This is a genomic window from Mesorhizobium escarrei (genome assembly GCF_935825525.1).
GTDB classification, from domain to species: domain Bacteria; phylum Pseudomonadota; class Alphaproteobacteria; order Rhizobiales; family Rhizobiaceae; genus Mesorhizobium; species Mesorhizobium escarrei.
The window spans coordinates 79046-97768 of sequence record NZ_CAKXZT010000113.1; the positions used below are offsets into that span (position 1 = coordinate 79046).

Sequence of the window (18723 nt, forward strand, 5' to 3'; positions counted from 1 at the left end):
GTCCGTCAGGTAGGGTGCATGAGATGAGTGTCCTGTCTCCGGTGAACGATAGTGTCCTGAGTGAGCGCCTCCGCGCACTCGGATCGGCAAGAGACTGGGTACCAAACGCTCTGCCGGAGCTCGAACGCTTCATCCGCACTGCCGATGATTATGATCTCTTTCGCGTCAACCCAATCCAATACGGCAGCGCTGTCGACCTTTCCGAGGCGGGCGCAATAGAGTTGTTCGTGCATGCCGCCAAGGCGGGCCTGTTCGAGATGGACTGGCTCCTCATCTGCGCATATTGCCCACAAGTCGCCGGGAGCTTTCGCGAACTGGACCAGGTCCATCCGCGCTTTCAGTGCGCGTTTTGCAACGCGATCAACGATGTCGCGCTGGACGACTACATTCAGGTCACCTTTACGATCTCGAGCGGCGTGCGGGACATCAGGTTCCGACATCCCGAAATGCTGTCTGTCGAGGATTTTTACCTGCGCTACAACTTTTCCAAGGGCTTCATCGCGCCGCATGGGATGACGCACCAGCAACTGGTCGCCGTGCTCTCGCGGGGCTTCGCCGATATAGAGCCCCACGAGGACCGAAGCTTCGACTTCGACGTCACAGCAGGCCGTTTCGAGGTACTGGATCTGAGCCACAAACTCCTTCTGGTCTTCTTCGCAGACGGGGAGCCGGCGGAACCTCAACGGACACTGGTCCAGCTCGAGTCGGGCCGCTTCCTCCTGCCTGACCGGTCCACAGCACCAAGAGACATGGTTCTCGGTGGCGGAAGATTCTCGTTTCGGCAGACAGCCGATCTCAGTCCAGGCAAGCACACAATCCAGATCGAGAACCGGACCGACGATCGCGGTCGCTTCTGGTTCGTCCAGTATCCCTTCGGTTTCGAGCCTCATCTGGTCGAGTATGAACCGCTTCTCACCGGCAAGCGGTTGCTGCTTACCCCGAGCTTCAGCGAACTCTACAAGGCGCAGCTTGTGGACGAAGGCGAGAGCCTTCAAGTCTCCGACGTGACTTTTCTTTTCACCGATCTGAAGCAGTCGACTCCCCTGTATGAAGCCGCGGGCGACGTGAACGCATATTTCCTTGTTCGCCAGCACTTCGAGATACTGAACAAAATCATTCGGGAACGATCCGGCACCATCGTCAAGACGATCGGCGACGCGGTCATGGCCGGTTTCGAGCGTCCCCAGGACGCCGTCCGCGCCTCCATCGAGATGATCGAAGAACTGTCGCAATTCAACCGGACCGCTTCGCGTCCGCTCGGCCTCAAGGTTGGTGTCCACAGGGGGCGGGCGATTGCAGTGACGCTAAACGACCGCATCGACTATTTCGGACACGACGTGAATATCGCGGCACGAGTGCAAGGCCTAGCCGACGTGAACGAAGTTTGCATCAGTGCAGCGGTGATGGAGGTGCCGGGCGTCGCTGACATCGTCCAATCACGTCCGGTGTCGCGCAACTACGAGAACCTCAGGGGCATCGGCCAAAAGATGGAAGTCCATCGCATAGCGATCATGCCGACGCAGACATGACCGCGATGCTAAGGCGGATGCTGGCGAAGCTCACGATAGGCGATGACAAGGAAATTGCCACAGCCGCACGCAGGGTCGATAAAGGTGAGATTTCTTAGGCGGCGACGAAAGGCTTCGAGTTCGCCGCGGCGGCGGTTGTCCTTGCGGGCTTCGATACGGGTGAATTCTGCTTTGAGGCTATCGAGAAACAGCGGCCCGATAACCTTCATGATGTTCTTTTCGGTTGTGTAGTGCGCGCCTTTTTTGCGCCGCTCCTCTGCGTTCATCACCGATTGGAAGAGGGAACCGAAGATCGCCGGCGATACGGCCGACCAGTTAAAGCGACACGCTTCGATCAGCGTTTCGCGCATTTTGGAGTTGAAGTCGGCAGTCGGCAGGCGGTCGGAAAAGAGATCGCCGTTGACATAGGGAAACTTTTGCAGATCCTCATCGAGGTTCCTCTGCCGACCCTCTTCCGGAGTGTTTAGAACCTCAAAAAGCCGGTTGAGCCAGGGGCCGACGTCCGAACCATCTTCACTGGTGCGGCTTTCGATGAAATCAAGCAGGATGTCGCGCGGCTCAAAAATGCCGGTGTCGTCGGCAAACAGCATTCGGCTGCAGCAAGTCACCAACTGCAGAGTTAAGGGTGCTGAGGGCCGCCTGCCAATTAGGGACAGGGTCAAGCTCTTGAGCACAATCGATCTTGTCGTCGTTCAGCCTGCAGTCCACCCCGATGACAACGACGCCTCCGGCCGGTTGCTGAACGCTGAAAGCGCCTTGGCTATGGCAGCCTTTCCGCTCGTTGTCAGCTTTCCCTCGTTCGTGAACAGCGCGCCTAGTTTCCCGATCGCGGCGGTTTTGAAGTCGAGCTTCAGGCCTTCCTGCATTCTCCAAGAAGACTGCCTCCTGCAAGAACGCCTCGCCTCCACGAACTACGTCGTCAAAATCCATTCTGTCCTCCCGCTATCGATGCTGGGCGACTCATTGTGCGCGTCACTCGCTAAAGTATGAAAGCCAGTCCGGCACGACCGATCTGTACGCAATTGATTTTTCGTCACGGTTCCCGGTTGCCGGCGGCAAATGGGCGTCCAGCGACGATCTAATTGCATATTGAAGTGTGTAAAGCGCCCCTGCAGAAAGCGCTAAGGCGTTGATTATACCCGATTTTTCGGGATAAAATGGTGCCCAGAAGAGGACTCGAACCTCCACTCCTTGCGGAACACGGACCTGAACCGTGCGCGTCTACCAATTCCGCCATCTGGGCTGGTGCGGGCTCTTTAGGCGGGCAAGGGGTGAGTGTCAACGCGCTTTTTTGCTCAATCAAGAAACACGCCCGCGCGCCGGCTCACCCCTCCAGCACTTCCTTCGAAGCCACGGTCGAATCGGCGTTGAGCTTGTAGATGACCGGCACGCCGGTGCCGAGCTCCAGCCTGACGATCTCCTCGCCCGACTTGCCGTCCAGCGCCATGATCAGCGCGCGCAGCGAATTGCCGTGCGCCGCCACCAGGACTGTGCCGCCGCGGAGCACATGCGGCTGCAGGTCGTGCAGATAATAGGGCCAGACGCGCGCGCCGGTGTCCTTCAGGCTTTCGCCGCCGGGCGGCGGCACGTCGTAGGAGCGGCGCCAGACATGCACCTGCTCCTCGCCCCATTTCTGGCGCGCGTCGTCCTTGTTGAGGCCGGAGAGGTCGCCATAGTCGCGCTCGTTCAGCGCCTGGTCGCGGATGGTCTCGAGATCGCTCTGGCCGACGGCGTCGAGAATGTGCTGGCAGGTCTTCTGAGCCCGGATCAGCGACGAGGTGAAGGCAATGTCGAATTTCATGCCGCGCGCCTTCAGTTTGGCGCCCGCCTCCCTGGCCTCGGCGTGGCCCAATTCGGTCAGGTCGACATCGCGCCAGCCGGTGAAAAGGTTCTTCAGGTTCCATTCGCTCTGGCCATGGCGCACGAGCACGAGAGTTCCCGACATTTTTGCTCCTTCAGTTGGTGAATCAGATCGTCTCAGGCGAGTCCGAGCACGTCGCGCATCGAATACAGACCCGGCTTCCTGCCGCGCGCCCACAGTGCGGCCTTGACCGCGCCACGGGCGAAGATCGCCCGGTCCTCGGCGTGATGGGCAAGCGTGATGCGCTCGCCGGTGCCGGCCAGCACGACACTGTGGTCGCCGACCACCGAGCCGCCGCGCAGCGTGGCGAAGCCGATCCAGCCGGTCTTGCGCACGCCGGTATGGCCGTCGCGCGACCGCACGCTGTTGCCGTCAAGATCGATGCCGCGCCCAGCGGCGGCGGCTTCGCCGAGCAGCAGCGCCGTGCCCGACGGCGCGTCGACCTTGTGCCGGTGATGCATTTCCAGGATCTCGATGTCGAAATCGTCGGCATCGAGCGCACGCGCCGCCTGCTCCACCAGAACCGCCAGCAGATTGACGCCGAGGCTCATATTGTCTGATTTGACGATCGCCGCGTGGCGCGCCGCAGCAGTGATCCTGGCATTGTCGTCGTCCGAGCAGCCGGTGGTGCCGATGATATGGGCGATGCGCGCCTGCGCCGAATAGCCGGCGAATTCGACGGTCGCCGCCGGGCTGGTGAAATCGAGCACGCCGTCGGCCTTGGCGAAGGCCGGCAGCGGATCGTCGCCGATCGCCACGCCGATAGTGCCGATGCCGGCAAGCTCGCCGGCATCCTTGCCGAGATGGGGCGAGCCGGGCCGCTCAATCGCGCCGGCGACGCGTGCCCCCGGAATGGTGTGGATGGCGCGGATCAGCGCCTGGCCCATCCTTCCGGCCGCGCCGACCACCACGAGGCCCATTTCATTGACGTCCTTTGTGGGTGTGCCGCTCATAAAGTTCTCCCGACCGCCTTCTTCGCGCGTCGCAGCGGATTTTGGATTGGCTTGCCGTCGTCGACAAGCCCCAGCCCCTTGTTGCCCTGCACCCGGTGGAACCGGGCATATACGCTGTGCGGGTCGGCCATCAGCGAGGCATGCGTGCCATGTTCGACCAGCCGGCCCTGGTCCAGCATGATGATGTGGTCGGCATTGACCACCGTCGACAGCCGGTGCGCGATGACGATGGTCGTGCACCCTTTCATAACCTGGGTCAGCGCCTGCTGGACGCGCGCTTCCGCTTCGTTGTCGACTGCTGAGGTTGCCTCGTCGAGCAGCAGGATCGGCGCCTGCCGCACGATGGCGCGGGCGATCGACAGGCGCTGGCGCTGGCCGCCCGACAGCGTCAGGCCGCCCTCGCCGACAGGGGTGTCATAGCCCTGCGGCTGCTGGCGGATGAAGCCATCGGCCTCGGCCTGTTGCGCGGCCAGCTCGATCTCGGCGTCGCTGGCGCTCAGCCGCCCGTAGCGGATGTTGTCCCGAATGGTGCCTTCGAACAGATAGGGCTGCTGCGAGACATAGGCGATGGAGCGGCGCAGCGACTGCTTGGTGACTTTCGAAATGTCCTGGCCGTCGACCTCGATGCTGCCTGCGTCGACATCGTGGAAACGCTGCAACAGCGCGACCAGCGTCGACTTGCCGGCGCCCGAGGCGCCGACGATGGCCGTCATCTTGCCGGCGGCGGCAACGAAGCTGAGATCCTGCAGCACCGGAGCGTCGGCGACATAGCCGAACGACACATTGTTGAAGCGCACCTCGCCCCGGGTGATCTTCGCTTCGGCCGCTCCAGGCGCATCGCCCTGCTGCGGCTCGAGGTCGAGCAACTCGTAGATCATGCGCGCATTGACCAGCGCCCGTTCCATGCCGACCTGCATGCGCGCCAGCCGCCGGGCCGGGTCGTAGGCAAGCAGCAGTGCGGTGATGAAGGAAAAAACCGCGCCAGGCGGCTGGCCGCCGACGGCTGCCCGGTAGCCGGAATAGGCGATGACGCCGGCGACGGCGAAACCGGCCAGCATGTCGGAGATCGGCGATAACCGTTCCGAGACGCGGGCGATGCGGTTTGCCCGCTGCTCGGCGCCGGTGACAAGATCGCTGATGCGCCGCGACAGCTCGTCCTCCAGCGTAAACGCCTTGACGATGGCGATGCCTTGCGTTGCTTCCTGCATGGCGCTGATCAGCCGCGAATTTATCTGCACGGCTTCGCGCGTGGCGCGCCTTATTCTGCGGGTGAGATAGACGACGGTGTAGATCAGCGGCGGCCCGATCAGCAGCGACATCAAGGACAGCATCGGATCCTGCCAGATCATGACGCCGATCAGCGCGATGAGCGATACGGCGTCGCGTGCCACTGATGTCAGCGTCATCGACAGCAGGTCGCGGATGCCGTTGACGTTCTCATTGATCTGGGCGGCCAGCCGTCCCGAGCGCGTGTCGTTGAAGAAACCGATGCCGAGCTTCATCAGGTGAGCGAAGATGCGGCGTTGGTATCGGGCCACCAGATTGTTGCCGATCCTGGCCAGCGTCACCGCCTGGCCGTAGGTGGCCAGCCCGCGCAGCATGAAGGCGCCCAGGATCGATAGACAGATCAGCGCGATGAGATCGCCGCGCTGCTCATAGAAGATCTGGTCAACGACATCCTTCATGATCCAGGCGGTGAAGGCGGTCGTGGCCGCAACCGTCACCAGGCACAGAACGGCCAGAACATAATACCAGCGATAGTCGCGGCTGTTCTCGGCGATGATGCGGCGGATCACCGCTACGATCTCGCCGGGCCGGGCTTTGGCTTGGTGGTTTGGCGACTGGTTCAAGTCGGGATCGTTCCGTGATGTCGGTTCGGCTCCGCGGCCGGGCCAATTAGGCAATCCTCTTAGCGCCCCGGCGGCGGCTTGCCTATGGCAGAGGCCGGCAAACTTCGCCGCGGCTTCGGTCGTCATCTAGGCCCGCCAGCGCCGCCCCGCGGTCTGGACGCCGAATAGCGACGGGTTTCTGGCATAGGCGGCAAGGCCGGAAAGCGCTGCCAGCGGATGGGTGATCACATAGACGGGCATGGTGCGCATCAGCTCGCTGTGCGGCGCCTTGTCCTCGAAGGCGGCGCGGAAATTGCCGGATTTCAGCGCCGGCAGGATTTTCTGCGCGATGCCGCCGGTCAGGAAGACGCCGCCGCGGCTCATGAACACCAGCGCAAGGTCGCCGGCGGTGCGCCCGAGGCAGGTGACGAACAGCGACAGCGCCTCCTCGGCCACCGGATCTGACTTGGCCAATGCCGCGGCGGTGACCTCGGCCGGCGTGGTGAAGGGCGTCGGCTTGCCGTCCGCCTTGGCCACCGCCCGGTAGGCATTGACCAGGCCGCGTCCGGACAGGATCTGTTCGCCGGAAATTCTGCCCTCGAGCTTCTCGATATGCGCAAAGACCTGGAAATCGCGCGGCGAGCGCGGCCCGATATCCATGTGACCGCCCTCGCCGGGCACCGGTATCCAGTGGTTCAGCGCGTGGACCAGGCCGGCGACGCCAAGCCCGGTCCCGGGACCGAGCACCACGCGCCCCGCATTGGGCTCCGGCGCATCGCCGCCGATCTTTTCCATATGCTCTTCGCCGAGCGCCACGACGGCCAGCGCCTGCGCCTCGAAATCATTGAGCACCACGACGTCGCTGAGGCCGAGGCTGGCAAACATTTTTTTTGGCTTGACGATCCACGGGCAGTTGGTGAGCGGGATCTCGTCGCTGTCGACCGGGCCGGCCACCGCCAGCACGGCGGAGTTGGGCCGGGCCGACGAGCGGTCGAACACCGCCGCCTGGATCGCCGCGTCGATCGTGTTGAAATTGGCGGTCTGGACGATCTGCGGTTCGGTTGGTTCCGAATTCGCGTCGAGCACGATCGAAAAGCGTGCATTGGTGCCGCCAATGTCGCCGATCAGGACCGGAAACTGCAGCACTGTGTCGTCGTCGCCTGGCATTCTCTCGTCCGTCCCGGTTCCCAGTGGCGTTCCGCCGTTCTTTCGTTGACTAGCGCATGACCCGGGAAAGGGAAAGTCGCTTCAGAGTCAGTTCCGGTGCAATCACTTCAGGTCCGAATTTGGCCCTAGCCCATTCAGCGTTGGCGCTGCCCCTCACCTGCCTGCCGGCATCCTCTCCCCGTATAGTGACGGGGAGAGGGCGCTCATCGGTGATTTCGCCAATCGCCGGCGTTCAAAGAAGGGGTGTCGAGGCTGCGGCCAGCCCCTTTCTCCCCGTCACTATACGGGGAGAAATGCCCGGCAGGGCAATGAGGGGCGGCGCCGACCCCAACAAGTTGGTCGTCCCCTGACCTCAGCCTCCCGGCCGGGGTCGCGGCAGCGGAATGCCGATCTCGGGCGTTTCGGCGTAGGCGTTGGCCGTGGCCGGGAGCGCTGCCGCGCCGCTTGCCGATGCCCGCGCCGGCGACGGAGCCTTTGTGAGAACGGGTGCAGCCGCGACCGGCACGCCGTCGCCATAATAGGTGACCGCCTCCGCCGAAGCCGGATCTGGCCCGTCGAGCACGGCCTGGCATGCTGCGGGCAGGCTCGCCATCGTCATCAGGTCGCGCGCTTTCGGCCTGTCCGGGTTCTTGTTGGGGCGCCATGGCTCCTCGGTGAACCACCATGCCAGCGACTGGTCGCAGCCGTCGCCTGGCGCCGTGTTTTCCTGCGCTTTGCATTTGGGCGAGCCGGGCTGGCAGCCGATGCGGATGTGGAAGTGATAGTCGTGGCCCCAGAACGGCCTGACCTTGCGCAGCCATCCACGGTCGCCTTTCACCGTGTCGCAGAGCTTCTTCTTGATGCCGGGATTGACCAGGATTCGCTCGACTTCCGCATAGCTTGCTGCGCGCTTCAGCAGCCGTGTATGCGCCGGTGCCCAGAGCGCATCTTTCACCAAATGGGTCTTTTCATCGACAAGCAAGGTGGCGCTCATGTTTTCGCGCTGCTCGAGCGAAAGCTTGCGGTCGGGCATTGGCGTCAGCCAGATGTCGGCGTCGAGGCCGATCTGGTGCGAGGCATGGCCGGTCAGCATCGGGCCGCCGCGCGGCTGCGAAATGTCGCCGACCAGCAGGCCGGGCCAGCCGTCGGCCGCGGCGTCGCGCGACAGTTTCTCGATCAGCGCGATCATCGTCGGATGGCCCCAGCGACGGTTGCGCGAAGGCCGCATCACCTCCCATTTCGGGCCGTTCAGGGGTATGGCGACGCCGCCGGCAAAGCAGCCCTTGGAATAAAAACCGATCGACTGCGGCGCAGCCACGGCCGGCAGCTTTTGGGCGCCGAACAGGTTTTTCGCCAGTTCCTCGGCCGCCGCAGGTCGGGCTGCAAGCCCCGCCAGGGCAAGGACGGCGAGCGCTGCTGTCAGCAGCAGCCTTTTGCCGGGCAATGACTGCGGCAACGTGTTCATGAGGCAGAACCCCTCTGCGAATTAAGTCGAATCATACCACGCCTGGCGCGCGATTTCGATCACGACCGCTTCATTGGGCTGCGCGCCTCGCCGTCGCGCCAGTTGCCCTCAGCCCACATATGGTCGAATGCGCTGCGGTAGTCGGGAAAGCGGAAGCGATAGCCGGCCGCCTTGATCGCCGAGTTGGCGACCCGCTTGTTCTCGCCATAGAAGGACCGCGCCATGGGCGAAAGTTGGGCGGTCTCGAACGGAATTTCCGGTGGCGGTGTGACGCCCATCAGCCTTGCGGCATAGGTGACGACGTCCTGCGGCGGCGCCGGCAGGTCGTCGGTGACGTTGAAGATGCCGCCGCTGATGTCCTTGAGCAGATGCCAAAGCGCCCCCGCAATGTCGTCGCAATGGATGCGGTTGAACACCTGGCCCGGCTTGATCAGCCGCCGCGCGGTGCCGTTTTCCAGATTGACCAGCGCATTGCGGCCCGGCCCGTAAATGCCGGAAAGCCGCAGGATCGCCACCGGCCGCCCGATGTCCCGACCCAGCTTCAGCCAGTCCTGCTCGGCGGCGACACGCATCATCGAGCGCTTCGACACCGGCCTGCATTCGGCGGTCTCGTCGACCCAGTCGCCGCCATGGTCGCCGTAGACGCCGACGGTGGAGAGATAGGCGATCCATTCGAGCGCCGGCATTTCCGCGATTGTCTCGCGCGCCGCATTCAGCACCGGGTCGCCGGCCTCATCCGGCGCCACAGAGACGACGAGATGGGTTGTTTTCTCGAGCGCGTCGCTGATTTCAAGCGTCAGCGCGCCATCGAAAAGCAGCGGCTGGATTCCAGCTTGCCGCAGCGCTTCGAATTTCTCCGCTGCGCGTGTCGTGCCAAGGATGGTGCAGGCATCCTTGCTGGCGCGGGCAAATGCCTTGCCCGAATAGCCGGCGCCGAAAATGAGGATCTGCTTCTCGCTCATGCATGCGCCTCGATCTGGTCTGCCAGCGCCAGGCGCCATTCGCGTCGCACGGCCTCGTCGCCTTCTGCTTTCACCGCAGCGGTGGCCCATTTGGAAAATTCAGAAGCCGGCACAAGTCGTGACAGCGCCCATACCGCCGCGCCGCGCACCAGCGGCGAGGCGTCGCCGAGCAGCGCACGCACGGCGTTGCCGAGCGAGGGTTGGCGGGAATTGCCGGCGGCGATCAGCACATTGCGGACAAAGCGGTCGCGACCGATGCGCTTGACCGGCGAACCGCTAAAGAACGACCGGAAAGCAGCGTCGTCGAGCGCCAGGAGATCGGCGAGCGGCGGCTCGCGCAAATCGTCGCGGGCGGCAAGTTTTGCCTCGGACGCCGCCCGGGCAAACTTGTTCCACGGACAGGCGGCCAGGCAATCGTCGCAGCCATAGATGCGGTTGCCGATTTTTTCGCGGAACTCGTGCGGGATCGGCCCCTTGTTCTCGATGGTGAGGTAGGAGATGCAGCGGCGCGCATCGAGCCGGTAGGGAGCCGGAAAGGCGTCGGTCGGGCAGACGTCGAGACAGGCGCGGCAGGAGCCGCAATGGTCGTCCTCGGGCGAATCGGGCGCAAGCTCGGCCGTCGTGAAGATGGTGCCGAGGAACAGCCAGGAGCCGTGCTCCCGGCTGACCAGATTGGTGTGCTTGCCTTGCCAGCCGAGGCCGGCGGCTTCTGCCAGCGGCTTCTCCATCACCGGGGCGGTGTCGACGAACACTTTTACGTCGCTTCCCGAGCGCGCCATTATCTTGCCGGCGATCTCTTTCAGCCGGCCTTTCATCACGTCGTGATAGTCGCGGTTCTGCGCATAGACGGAGATCGCTCCGCGCTCGCGCTTGCCCAGCACCGCGCCCGGGTCGTGGTCGGGGCCGTAGTTCATGGCCAGCACGATGATCGAGCGAACTTCGGGCCAAAGCGCTGTCGGCTCGCCGCGGCGCTCGAGCGTCTCGGCGATCCAGCCCATCGAGCCGTGGAAGCCGTCGGCGACGAATGCGGCCAGCCGGGCCGGCGCCTGCGGGATGGCGTTTGGCGTGGTGACGGCAACGGCATCGAAACCGGCGCGCCGCGCATCGCGGTCGATCAGCGCGCGCAGGTTTTGCGCTCTAGAAATCGAGGTCCGCATAATGTGACACCGGCGACAGGCCGCGCACCCGGTCGGACAACAGCGGCCGGAACGATGGCCGTGATTTCACCCGTGCATACCATTCGCGCGCAGCTGCGTGTTCGCGCCAGTCGATCTCGCCGAGATAGTCGAGCACGGACAGCGCAGCCGCAGCCGCGAGGTCGGCATAGGTGACCTTGTTGCCGGCCAGCCAATGGCGGGTGCCGGCCAGCCAGTTGGTGTATTTCATATGCTGGCGGATGTTGGCGCGCGCGGCACGGATCGCCGCCGAATCGGGCGAGCCGCCGCCCGCCGTTTCCGGCATGATCGGCTTCAGCACGCGCTCGCGCACCAGGTGCCGCGTCACCTCGCTATCGGCCTTGTTGAGATACCAGTCGGTCAGCCGGCGGATTTCGGCGCGCCCCATCGGGTCCTCGGCGAACAGCCGCTTGTCGCGCTTGAGCACACCGCGCGTCTCGTCGAGATATTCGCCGATGACCATGGCGCCGACGATAGGCACGTCGCCCTCGGCAAGCAGGATTGGCAGCGTGCCGGCCGGGTTCAGCGCCAGGAACTCCTTGCGCCGCATCCACGGCTTTTCCTCGATCAGCGCCAACTCCTCGCCATACTCGCCGAAAGCGAGGCGAACGAAGCGGCAGGTGGCGAACATCGGGTGGTGGAAAAGCGTCAGCATGGTCCCGCGATAATAGAGCGCACTGGCAAATCGCCGGCTGCGCCGGTAAGTCTTGGTCGCCCCGATTCAGGGGGCCGCCCCGATTCAAAGGGCCGTCAGGGTGCTGCGACCTATAGGAGGAGTTCTGCGCCATGACAAGCAAGCCGTTCTTCAAAGCCCTCACTCGAACGCCGAGGTTTCCATGGAAAGCCAGACCATTGTCGAAGCGCTGCTGCTCGGCATGATCGAGGGCATGACGGAGTTCATTCCGGTCTCGTCAACCGGCCATATCCTGCTTGCCGGCCATTTTCTCGGCTTCCATTCGACCGGCAAGGCCTTCGAGATCCTGATCCAGCTCGGCGCCATACTGGCGATCCTCAGCGTCTACTTCCATCGCCTGTGGCAGATGCTGGTCGATCTGCCGCGTGATCGGGTGACGCGGCATTTCGTTCTCGGCATCCTCGTCGCCTTTCTGCCGGCGGCCGTCATCGGCGCGCTGGCGCATGGCTTCATCAAGGCGGTGCTGTTTGAATCGCCGAGGCTGATCTGCATTATGCTGATCATCGGCGGCTTGGTCCTGCTGTGGGTGGATCGCTTCAAGCCGAAGCCGCTCTATCACGACGTCGAGCGGTTTCCGCTCCGGCTCTATCTGCAGATCGGACTGTTCCAGTGCCTTTCGCTGATCCCCGGGACGTCGCGCTCCGGCTCGACGATCGTCGGCGCGCTGCTCCTAGGCGTCGACAAACGGGCGGCTGCGGAATTCTCCTTCTTCCTCGCCATGCCAACGATGGTCGGCGCCTTCGCCTTCGACTTGTTCAAGAACCGCAATGTGCTGACCAGCGCCGATCTGCCGATCATCGCCGCCGGTTTCATCGCCGCTTTCGTCGCAGCACTTATCGTCGTGCGCTTCCTGCTCAACTACGTCTCGCGCCACGGCTATTCGCTGTTCGGCTGGTGGCGGCTGGTCATCGGCACCGTCGGCCTGGCGGCGCTGTTCGTCTGGGGGTAATTGCGGAGACTGTTTCCCACTACTCCGTCGAGTTCCTTCGCGCCCCCTCTGTCCTGCCGGACATCTCCCCCACGAGGGGGGAGATTGGCAGTTTTCGCGACAGCGCCTCTTTTTCAACGTTCGAAGTTGGCGAAGACGGCGCAACTCCCGATCTCCCCCCTCGTGGGGGAGATGGCCGGCAGGCCAGAGGGGGGCGCTGTCCCGCTGACGTCTCGCAAGATTCGGATGGCGACCTACCTCAACTCCGCCCGTAAAAAACGTTCTCGACATGCACCGGCCAGCGCCACGGCAGCACCGCGACCATGTCGAAGCGCACCGACAATCTGCCATAGTCGGGCTGGCGCGACAGCCAGAGATCGGCGGCGCTTTCGATGCGGCGCTCCGATTCGTAGCGAACAGCCTCCATCGCTTCCATCAGCGTGCGGCGCGCCTTCACCTCGACGATCAGCACCAGGTCGCCGCGCCGCGCGATCAGGTCGATCTCGCCGAACCGCGTGCGGTGGCGGCGGGCCAGGATCCGATAGCCCATCACCATCAAGGCCGCAGCCGCCAGCCACTCACTGCGGTGGCCGCGCCGATAGGCCCGCTGGCGGCTGGCGACCGGGCGTTCAGCCATCGCCGTCTTTCCCGGTGTCGCTCTCTTTGCCAGTATCGTCCTCTTTCCCAGTATCGCCCTCTTTCCCAGTATCCTTGAGTTCGAGCAGCCGCCGGTAGAGCGCCTGCTTCTGGCCGCCGGTCATCTTGGCGGCTTCCGCCGCCGCCTTGGAGGCCGGCATCTCGGCTGCAAGCGAAAGCAGAAGCCGGTCGATGTCCGCCGGCTCGTCGGCCGTTGCGTCCGACGGGCCGACGCAGATGACGATCTCGCCCTTCGGCGTATCGGCCACCGCGTAATGATCGGCGAGCGACTGCAAGGTGCCGGTCCGGATCTCCTCGAAGGTCTTGGTCAACTCGCGGCCGATCGCGGCCTTGCGGGCGCCACCCAGCGCCTCGACCATGGCACCGAGCGTCTCGGCCAGCCGGCGCGGCGATTCGAAGAAGATCAGCGTCGCCGGCACCGCCCGCAGCGCTTCCAGCCGCGTCAGCCGCTGGCCGGTCTTCACTGGCAGGAAGCCGGCGAACAGGAAGGCGTCGGAGGGTAGGCCGGAGGCCGTCAGCGCCGCGAGTGGCGCCGACGGGCCGGGGATCGGCACGACGCGAATGCCCTGGTCGAGCGCTTCGCCGACCAGTCGGTAGCCCGGATCGGAGATGAGCGGCGTGCCGGCGTCCGAGATCAGCGCCACGCTCTGCCCGGCCAGCAAGGCTGCGATCAGTTTTGGGCCGGCCTCGCCGGCATTGTGCTCGTGATAGGCGGACGTGCGGCGGCGGATGCCGTAGCGGTCGAGCAGCACGCGGCTGACACGCGTGTCCTCGCAGGCGACGATATCGGCGGCGGCGAGCGTTTCAAGCGCGCGTAATGTGATGTCGGCGAGATTGCCGATCGGCGTCGCCACCAGATAGAGCGCCGGCTCGAGCGGCCGGGCCGATATCTCTGTCTGGCCGATCACGTAGCTGCGTTTTGCCAACTCGCCGGTCACCGGTATCCCCGTCAGGCTCTGACCTTGAATGCATTGGGCCCTGTTTGGCACGGCTCACGCCGGGTTGCAAAACCCATGCCGAAGTGACGCGGCGGTCATGCCTTTGCCACACTACGGAACGAAACCGTGCCCGGCGGATTTATGCCTGATCTCGGGAGGAGCAGGATGGACAGCCTCAAGATACAAGACGTTTTCGAACCCTACTATGCAGGCCGCAAGCGCTTTGCCGTGCGAAAGGACAAGAGCCTGCCTGCCAAAGCCGGCGCCCGCCTGGCTAAAAAGCCGCGAAAGCGTCGTCCGTCAAAGGCAACCAAGCTGGAAATCGAGCCCTCGACCGGCACCGGCAGCACGATGGAGCACTGACCAGACGATGCCCAATCGCTTCGACATTTTCATCACCCGCCTTGAAACCAAAAGCTCCCGCAATGGAGCGCCCCCACATCCGACAAGCGATCGATACCGCGCACGCCGCGACAAGGGCGACGCCAAGCCGGCTCGCGACGGTGAGGCGGACGCCGAGAAAGACCACGCCAAGCGCCGCCCCAAGCACGACGCCTGACTACCGCAACCTTCGCGATTGGCCGAGACACTTCTCTCTAAAGCGCGGGGGAAACGCTCGGGTACATCATTCAACCCAGATACTTCGAGACGCGCGCTTCCAGCAGACGCACCAGACCCGGGTCCATGAACTCGTAGTCGTCTGGACTGTCGAGGCAGATCACACGAGCCTTCTTCAGGCTGGCCTTGAATTTCTGCTGCAGTTTGGCGCGGTGCGCCTTTTCCATCACGAGGATGATGTCGGCCCAGGAGACGAGGTCGTGCGTCAACGGTGTCGGCATCGTGGCTGGTGCCTTCGATATCCCTTCTGGAAAACACGGCGGAGGTTCAAACTTTGTTCGCCTGAAAGGCTCGGCGCTCCCCATGTAACTCGGGCCGCAATTCCGCTCGCTAAGCCTTTTGTATGATGGGCCGCCAGCCTCTGTTCGTAACGTGCTAATATTGGAGCTGCGTGTGCGCTTGGGCGTACGGGAGAGGATTATGTCGGCAACTTTAACCGCACTGAGTAACAGAGAGGCCTATAAGCTGGGAGATTTCAACCTGATTGGTCGTGGTGACCATGCCACCATATGCTTGGCAGACGGGGAAGTTTCGCGCCAGCATGCAACGATCCGGCGCGACGGCGCGAACTACTGGGTTGTTGATGTCGGCAGTGCCAATGGCAGTTATGTGAATGACGTGGCGCTCACAACCGCGCGTGTGCTGCACACCGGCGATCGCGTCCAGTTCGGCAGATCGATTTTTCTTTTCGAACAGGGCACGACTGCCCCCGATCTGGATTCGCAAGTGGCGAACACAAAAACTCAATGGGGCAACCCGGCAGCCCCTAAGAGCCGGCCGGCCACCCTGTTCGTTGCTGATTTGAAGGAGTTTACCGGAATTAGCGCAAGGCTATCCCCGGAACAGGTGGCGGCCCTCTTGGCCGAGTGGTATTTGGACTGCAATGCGATTTTGAAGCACTACGGGGCCTCGATCGACAAATTCATCGGTGATTGTGTATTTGCTTATTGGCACGGGACCGGAGCGGATGTCTGTGTCTCTGCGGTTCAGGCTGCCCAGGCGCTCCGCGCTGCGGAAGACGCGGCTACGTCGCCAACCCGAGTCCTGGTCAGGGAACAACAAGACATCGTACTCGACTGCCGCATTGGCCTTCATGTGGGTGAAGTTGCTATCGGCGCTATGGGCAAAGGCATCAACACCGCGCTGGGCGATGCCGTGAATTTGGCCTTTCGTATTGAGGGATTGACGCGAAAACTGAACAAGCCGCTGTTGGTCAGCGCCCAATTCGTCGAGCACTGGCCTGAAGGTAGACAATATTTCAAGTCCTGCGGCTATCACGAAGTCAAAGGGCGCGCCGAGATGATCGAGGTATTCAGCCTAGAATAGGCGCGCCAGCAGTGGGATTTTCGAACGCAGCTCACACGCCTAACACCTATTCCCATGTTGATACCAATGCTTTTCCTGCCCAGGCTTTGCTAGGGCAGAGAGGCAGCCATGGGCCTCAGAAATCTTCCGACATTTTTATTTTTTCTGCTTCTGATGGTGCTGGGCTTTCAGCGCCGGGGCGGGGTCCCTCCGGCAGCGAAGGTTCGCTCCTGCCGCCCAGAATGACCAAGGCATGTTACTCTACCGCGCCAGATCCGCCACCACCGCATCGAGCACGATCATGCCGGCCGGCGTGGCGCGCACGCGGGCATTGCCGATCGGCGCCACCAGCCCCTCGCCCTGCAGCATCGACAGCCGCGCCGTCGACAGGCCACGGCCGGAAAACGCTTCGTAGCGGGAGAGGTCGATGCCCTCGGCCAGCCTCAGCCCCATCAAGAGGAACTCGTCGGCCTCTTCCGAGCGCGTCAGGATCTCGCCGCCGGTGACGCCATGGCCCTTGGCCTCGACCAGATTGGCCCAGGTTTCCGGCATTTTTTCGGCGATCGTCACCACCCGGCGGCCGTTTTCGACGAAGCGGCCATGCGCGCCGGGACCGACGCCGACATATTCGCCATAGCGCCAATAGGTGAGATTGTGCCGGCTTTCGGCGCCTGATCTGGCGTGGTTGGAAATCTCGTAGGCCGGCAGCCCATGCGCGGCGGTGATCTCCTGCGTCAAAGCGTAGAGATCGGCGGCATGGTCGTTGTCGGGAATGGCGAATTTCCTGGCCGCATGCAGCGCGTGGAACGGCGTGCCTTCCTCGATGGTCAGTTGGTAGAGCGACAAATGGTCGGCGGCGTGGCCGATCGCCTGCTCGAGCTCCGCCTGCCACGCTTCCGGCGTCTGGCCGGGCCGTGCGTAGATCAGGTCGAACGACAGCCGCGGAAAAATCTCACGCGCCAGGCCAATCGCATGCAGCGCTTCATCGACATTGTGCAGCCGGCCGAGAAAGCGCAGATCCTTGTCGTTCAGCGCCTGCACGCCGAGCGAGACGCGGTTGACGCCTGCCGCCCGGTAGCCGCGAAAGCGCTCGGCCTCGACCGAAGACGGGTTGGCTTCCAGCGTCACCTCGATGCCGGCAGGCACTGTCCAGTTCTTCGCCACCGCGTCCAGCACCGTCGCCACCGTTTGCGGCTTCATCAGCGATGGCGTGCCGCCGCCGAGAAAAATGCTGGTCACCTCGCGCGGTCCGGTGCGGTTGCGCATCGTCGCAAGCTCGGTCTCGAAGGCGCGCGCAAAACGCTCCTGGTCGACCGGCTGGTGGCGGACATGGCTGTTGAAGTCGCAATAGGGGCACTTGGCCGCGCAGAACGGCCAGTGAACGTAGACGCCGAAACCGGGGGTGCGGTCGAGCAGCATGGTCATTTCACGGCCGATCGCGCCAAATCCAGTCTGGCCAGCGCGAATTTCTGGAAGGCGCGAGCCCGATGCGACAATGCTGTCGGCTGGCCGGGCTTCCAGCCATGTTTCTCCTCTGCGGTCATCTCGCCGAAGGTCTTTTCGAAACCGTCCGGCACGAACACCGGGTCGTAGCCGAAGCCGAGTTCGCCGCGCGGCGGCCACACCAGCGTGCCCCCGACTTCGCCACGGAAATACTCGGCCGCGCCGTCGGGAAAGGCCAGGCAGATGACGGCGACAAAGCGGCCCTTGCGCTGCGCTGGATCAACCGCGCCGACTTCCTGCAACGCCACTTCCGCCCTCTGCATCGCCATGCCGAAGTCGCGGGCCCCGTCCGGCGCCTCGGCCCAATTGGCGGTGTAAACGCCGGGCGCTCCGCCCAGCGCATCGACACACAGGCCGGAATCGTCCGACAATGCCGGCAGGCCTGTCGCCGTGGCGGCGGCAAATGCCTTGATATAGGCGTTCTCCTCGAAGGTGGTGCCGGTCTCGTCCGGCTCCGGCAGGCCATATTCCTCGGCCGACTTCGCTTCTATGCCGAACGGCGCCATCAGATCGGCGAATTCGCGCAATTTGCCGGCATTGTGGCTGGCGACGACGATCTCATGTCCATCAAGCGAATGCATCAGATGCCCCAAATTCTTGGCTCGGCGAATTCGATCGAATTGCCGGAGGGGTCGCGAATATAGATAGAGCGGCCGCTTTGCGGCCATTCGAAGTCGCTTTCGATGGCGATTTTCTTGCACTCAAGATGTGCTCTCCAGCGCACGATCTCGTCCGCGCTCGCCGCAAAGCAGAGATGGCCGTCGCCGACCGTGCCGTGCGGCGGCACTTTCAGTCTGGCGTCGGGCGCCGGCGGCACCTTGGTCGCCTCGGCGTTGAAGATGAGCAGCACTCCGTTCCCGCAACGGAAGAAAAGATGCCTGCCGTCGACCTTGCCCAGCAGATCGAGCCCAAGCACGCCGGAATAGAATTCTTCCGCGGCATCGAGATCGGTCACGTAGAGGGCTGATTCGAGGATGGCGGAGGGTTGCATCAGGCACCCCCCTCTGGCCTGCCGGCCATCTCCCCCTCAAGGGGGGAGATTGGCAGCCTCTGCGCTGCTGTGCATCTTGTGGCTTTGGAGATTGGCGAAGGCCGAAATGACATCCGATCTCCCCCCTTGAGGGGGAGGCCGGCAGGCCAGAGGGGGGCGGACAAGCTCG

The 18723-nt window shown here is 63.6% G+C and carries 20 protein-coding genes, 1 tRNA gene and 1 pseudogene; 5 read left to right on the plus strand and 17 right to left on the minus strand.

Annotated features, from left to right (window positions below):
- Positions 1-23: 23 nt before the first annotated feature.
- Positions 24-1529, plus strand: a complete 1506-nt coding sequence (locus tag NMG80_RS07980) for an adenylate/guanylate cyclase domain-containing protein (protein ID WP_254017616.1) — start codon at positions 24-26, stop codon at positions 1527-1529.
- 8 nt (positions 1530-1537) lie between these two features.
- On the opposite strand, the gene NMG80_RS07985 is transcribed toward NMG80_RS07980, so the two are convergent.
- The 11 genes from NMG80_RS07985 to NMG80_RS08035 all read right to left on the minus strand — a co-directional run bounded on the left by NMG80_RS07985 (position 1538) and on the right by NMG80_RS08035 (position 11575).
- Positions 1538-2119 (minus strand): type IIL restriction-modification enzyme MmeI, encoded by a 582-nt coding sequence (locus NMG80_RS07985; RefSeq protein ID WP_254017617.1) that lies wholly within the window; start codon positions 2117-2119, stop codon positions 1538-1540.
- 102 nt (positions 2120-2221) lie between these two features.
- Entirely contained in the window at positions 2222-2395 is a 174-nt protein-coding gene (locus NMG80_RS07990) for a hypothetical protein (RefSeq protein ID WP_254017618.1), read from the minus strand.
- Between the two features lie 292 nt (positions 2396-2687).
- Positions 2688-2772 (minus strand) — tRNA-Leu (locus NMG80_RS07995).
- An 81-nt stretch (positions 2773-2853) separates the two neighbouring features.
- On the minus strand, positions 2854-3474 hold the full coding sequence (locus NMG80_RS08000; RefSeq protein ID WP_029347970.1) for a 2,3-bisphosphoglycerate-dependent phosphoglycerate mutase: 621 nt from the start codon (positions 3472-3474) through the stop codon (positions 2854-2856).
- A gap of 32 nt (positions 3475-3506) precedes the next feature.
- Entirely contained in the window at positions 3507-4343 is an 837-nt protein-coding gene (gene dapB, locus NMG80_RS08005; protein WP_254017619.1) for a 4-hydroxy-tetrahydrodipicolinate reductase, read from the minus strand.
- Positions 4340-6193 (minus strand): ABC transporter ATP-binding protein, encoded by a 1854-nt coding sequence (locus NMG80_RS08010; protein ID WP_254017620.1) that lies wholly within the window; start codon positions 6191-6193, stop codon positions 4340-4342. Before NMG80_RS08010 ends, dapB begins: the two co-directional genes overlap by 4 nt.
- A 126-nt stretch (positions 6194-6319) precedes the next feature.
- Positions 6320-7339: a glucokinase gene (locus NMG80_RS08015; protein ID WP_254017621.1), complete on the minus strand. Its 1020-nt coding sequence runs from the start codon at positions 7337-7339 to the stop codon at positions 6320-6322.
- Positions 7340-7691: 352 nt separating this feature from the next.
- Complete coding sequence (gene mepA, locus NMG80_RS08020; RefSeq protein WP_254017622.1) at positions 7692-8783, minus strand: penicillin-insensitive murein endopeptidase; 1092 nt, start codon at positions 8781-8783, stop codon at positions 7692-7694.
- A 59-nt stretch (positions 8784-8842) separates the two neighbouring features.
- Complete coding sequence (locus NMG80_RS08025) at positions 8843-9745, minus strand: SDR family oxidoreductase (protein ID WP_254017623.1); 903 nt, start codon at positions 9743-9745, stop codon at positions 8843-8845.
- Positions 9742-10902, minus strand: coding sequence for a tRNA epoxyqueuosine(34) reductase QueG (queG, locus tag NMG80_RS08030; protein ID WP_254017624.1), 1161 nt, complete (start codon positions 10900-10902; stop codon positions 9742-9744). Before queG ends, NMG80_RS08025 begins: the two co-directional genes overlap by 4 nt.
- Positions 10883-11575 carry a glutathione S-transferase family protein gene (locus tag NMG80_RS08035; RefSeq protein ID WP_254017625.1) on the minus strand — a complete coding sequence of 231 codons (693 nt, stop codon included), beginning with the start codon at positions 11573-11575 and terminating at the stop codon, positions 10883-10885. The genes queG and NMG80_RS08035 overlap by 20 nt, the downstream gene beginning before the upstream one ends.
- 181 nt (positions 11576-11756) lie before the next feature.
- On the opposite strand from NMG80_RS08035, the gene NMG80_RS08040 reads away from it, so the two are divergent.
- Positions 11757-12563: an undecaprenyl-diphosphate phosphatase gene (locus NMG80_RS08040; RefSeq protein WP_254017626.1), complete on the plus strand. Its 807-nt coding sequence runs from the start codon at positions 11757-11759 to the stop codon at positions 12561-12563.
- Positions 12564-12801: 238 nt separating this feature from the next.
- Here NMG80_RS08040 and NMG80_RS08045 read toward each other — a convergent pair whose 3' ends face one another.
- Positions 12802-13179: a YraN family protein gene (locus tag NMG80_RS08045; protein ID WP_254017627.1), complete on the minus strand. Its 378-nt coding sequence runs from the start codon at positions 13177-13179 to the stop codon at positions 12802-12804.
- Positions 13172-14137: a 16S rRNA (cytidine(1402)-2'-O)-methyltransferase gene (rsmI, locus tag NMG80_RS08050; RefSeq protein ID WP_254017711.1), complete on the minus strand. Its 966-nt coding sequence runs from the start codon at positions 14135-14137 to the stop codon at positions 13172-13174. The genes NMG80_RS08045 and rsmI overlap by 8 nt, the downstream gene beginning before the upstream one ends.
- 165 nt (positions 14138-14302) lie before the next feature.
- Here rsmI and NMG80_RS08055 point away from each other — a divergent pair, with 165 nt between their 5' ends.
- Both NMG80_RS08055 and NMG80_RS08060 read left to right on the plus strand, forming a co-directional pair.
- Positions 14303-14500 (plus strand): hypothetical protein, encoded by a 198-nt coding sequence (locus NMG80_RS08055; RefSeq protein ID WP_254017628.1) that lies wholly within the window; start codon positions 14303-14305, stop codon positions 14498-14500.
- Positions 14501-14507: 7 nt separating this feature from the next.
- Positions 14508-14696: a hypothetical protein gene (locus NMG80_RS08060; protein WP_254017629.1), complete on the plus strand. Its 189-nt coding sequence runs from the start codon at positions 14508-14510 to the stop codon at positions 14694-14696.
- A 70-nt stretch (positions 14697-14766) separates the two neighbouring features.
- Here NMG80_RS08060 and NMG80_RS08065 read toward each other — a convergent pair.
- Positions 14767-15013: pseudogene (locus NMG80_RS08065) on the minus strand (low molecular weight protein tyrosine phosphatase family protein).
- Between the two features lie 162 nt (positions 15014-15175).
- On the opposite strand from NMG80_RS08065, the gene NMG80_RS08070 reads away from it, so the two are divergent.
- Positions 15176-16081 carry an adenylate/guanylate cyclase domain-containing protein gene (locus NMG80_RS08070; protein WP_254017630.1) on the plus strand — a complete coding sequence of 302 codons (906 nt, stop codon included), beginning with the start codon at positions 15176-15178 and terminating at the stop codon, positions 16079-16081.
- Between the two features lie 240 nt (positions 16082-16321).
- Here the strand turns inward: NMG80_RS08070 and hemW are convergent, their stop codons facing one another.
- The 3 genes from hemW to NMG80_RS08085 are packed head-to-tail and all read right to left on the minus strand — an operon-like array spanning position 16322 to position 18554.
- Entirely contained in the window at positions 16322-17485 is a 1164-nt protein-coding gene (gene hemW, locus NMG80_RS08075; protein WP_254017631.1) for a radical SAM family heme chaperone HemW, read from the minus strand.
- Positions 17482-18144: an RdgB/HAM1 family non-canonical purine NTP pyrophosphatase gene (gene rdgB / locus NMG80_RS08080; protein WP_254017632.1), complete on the minus strand. Its 663-nt coding sequence runs from the start codon at positions 18142-18144 to the stop codon at positions 17482-17484. Before rdgB ends, hemW begins: the two co-directional genes overlap by 4 nt.
- Positions 18144-18554, minus strand: coding sequence for a VOC family protein (locus NMG80_RS08085; protein ID WP_254017633.1), 411 nt, complete (start codon positions 18552-18554; stop codon positions 18144-18146). Before NMG80_RS08085 ends, rdgB begins: the two co-directional genes overlap by 1 nt.
- Positions 18555-18723 lie beyond the last annotated feature (169 nt).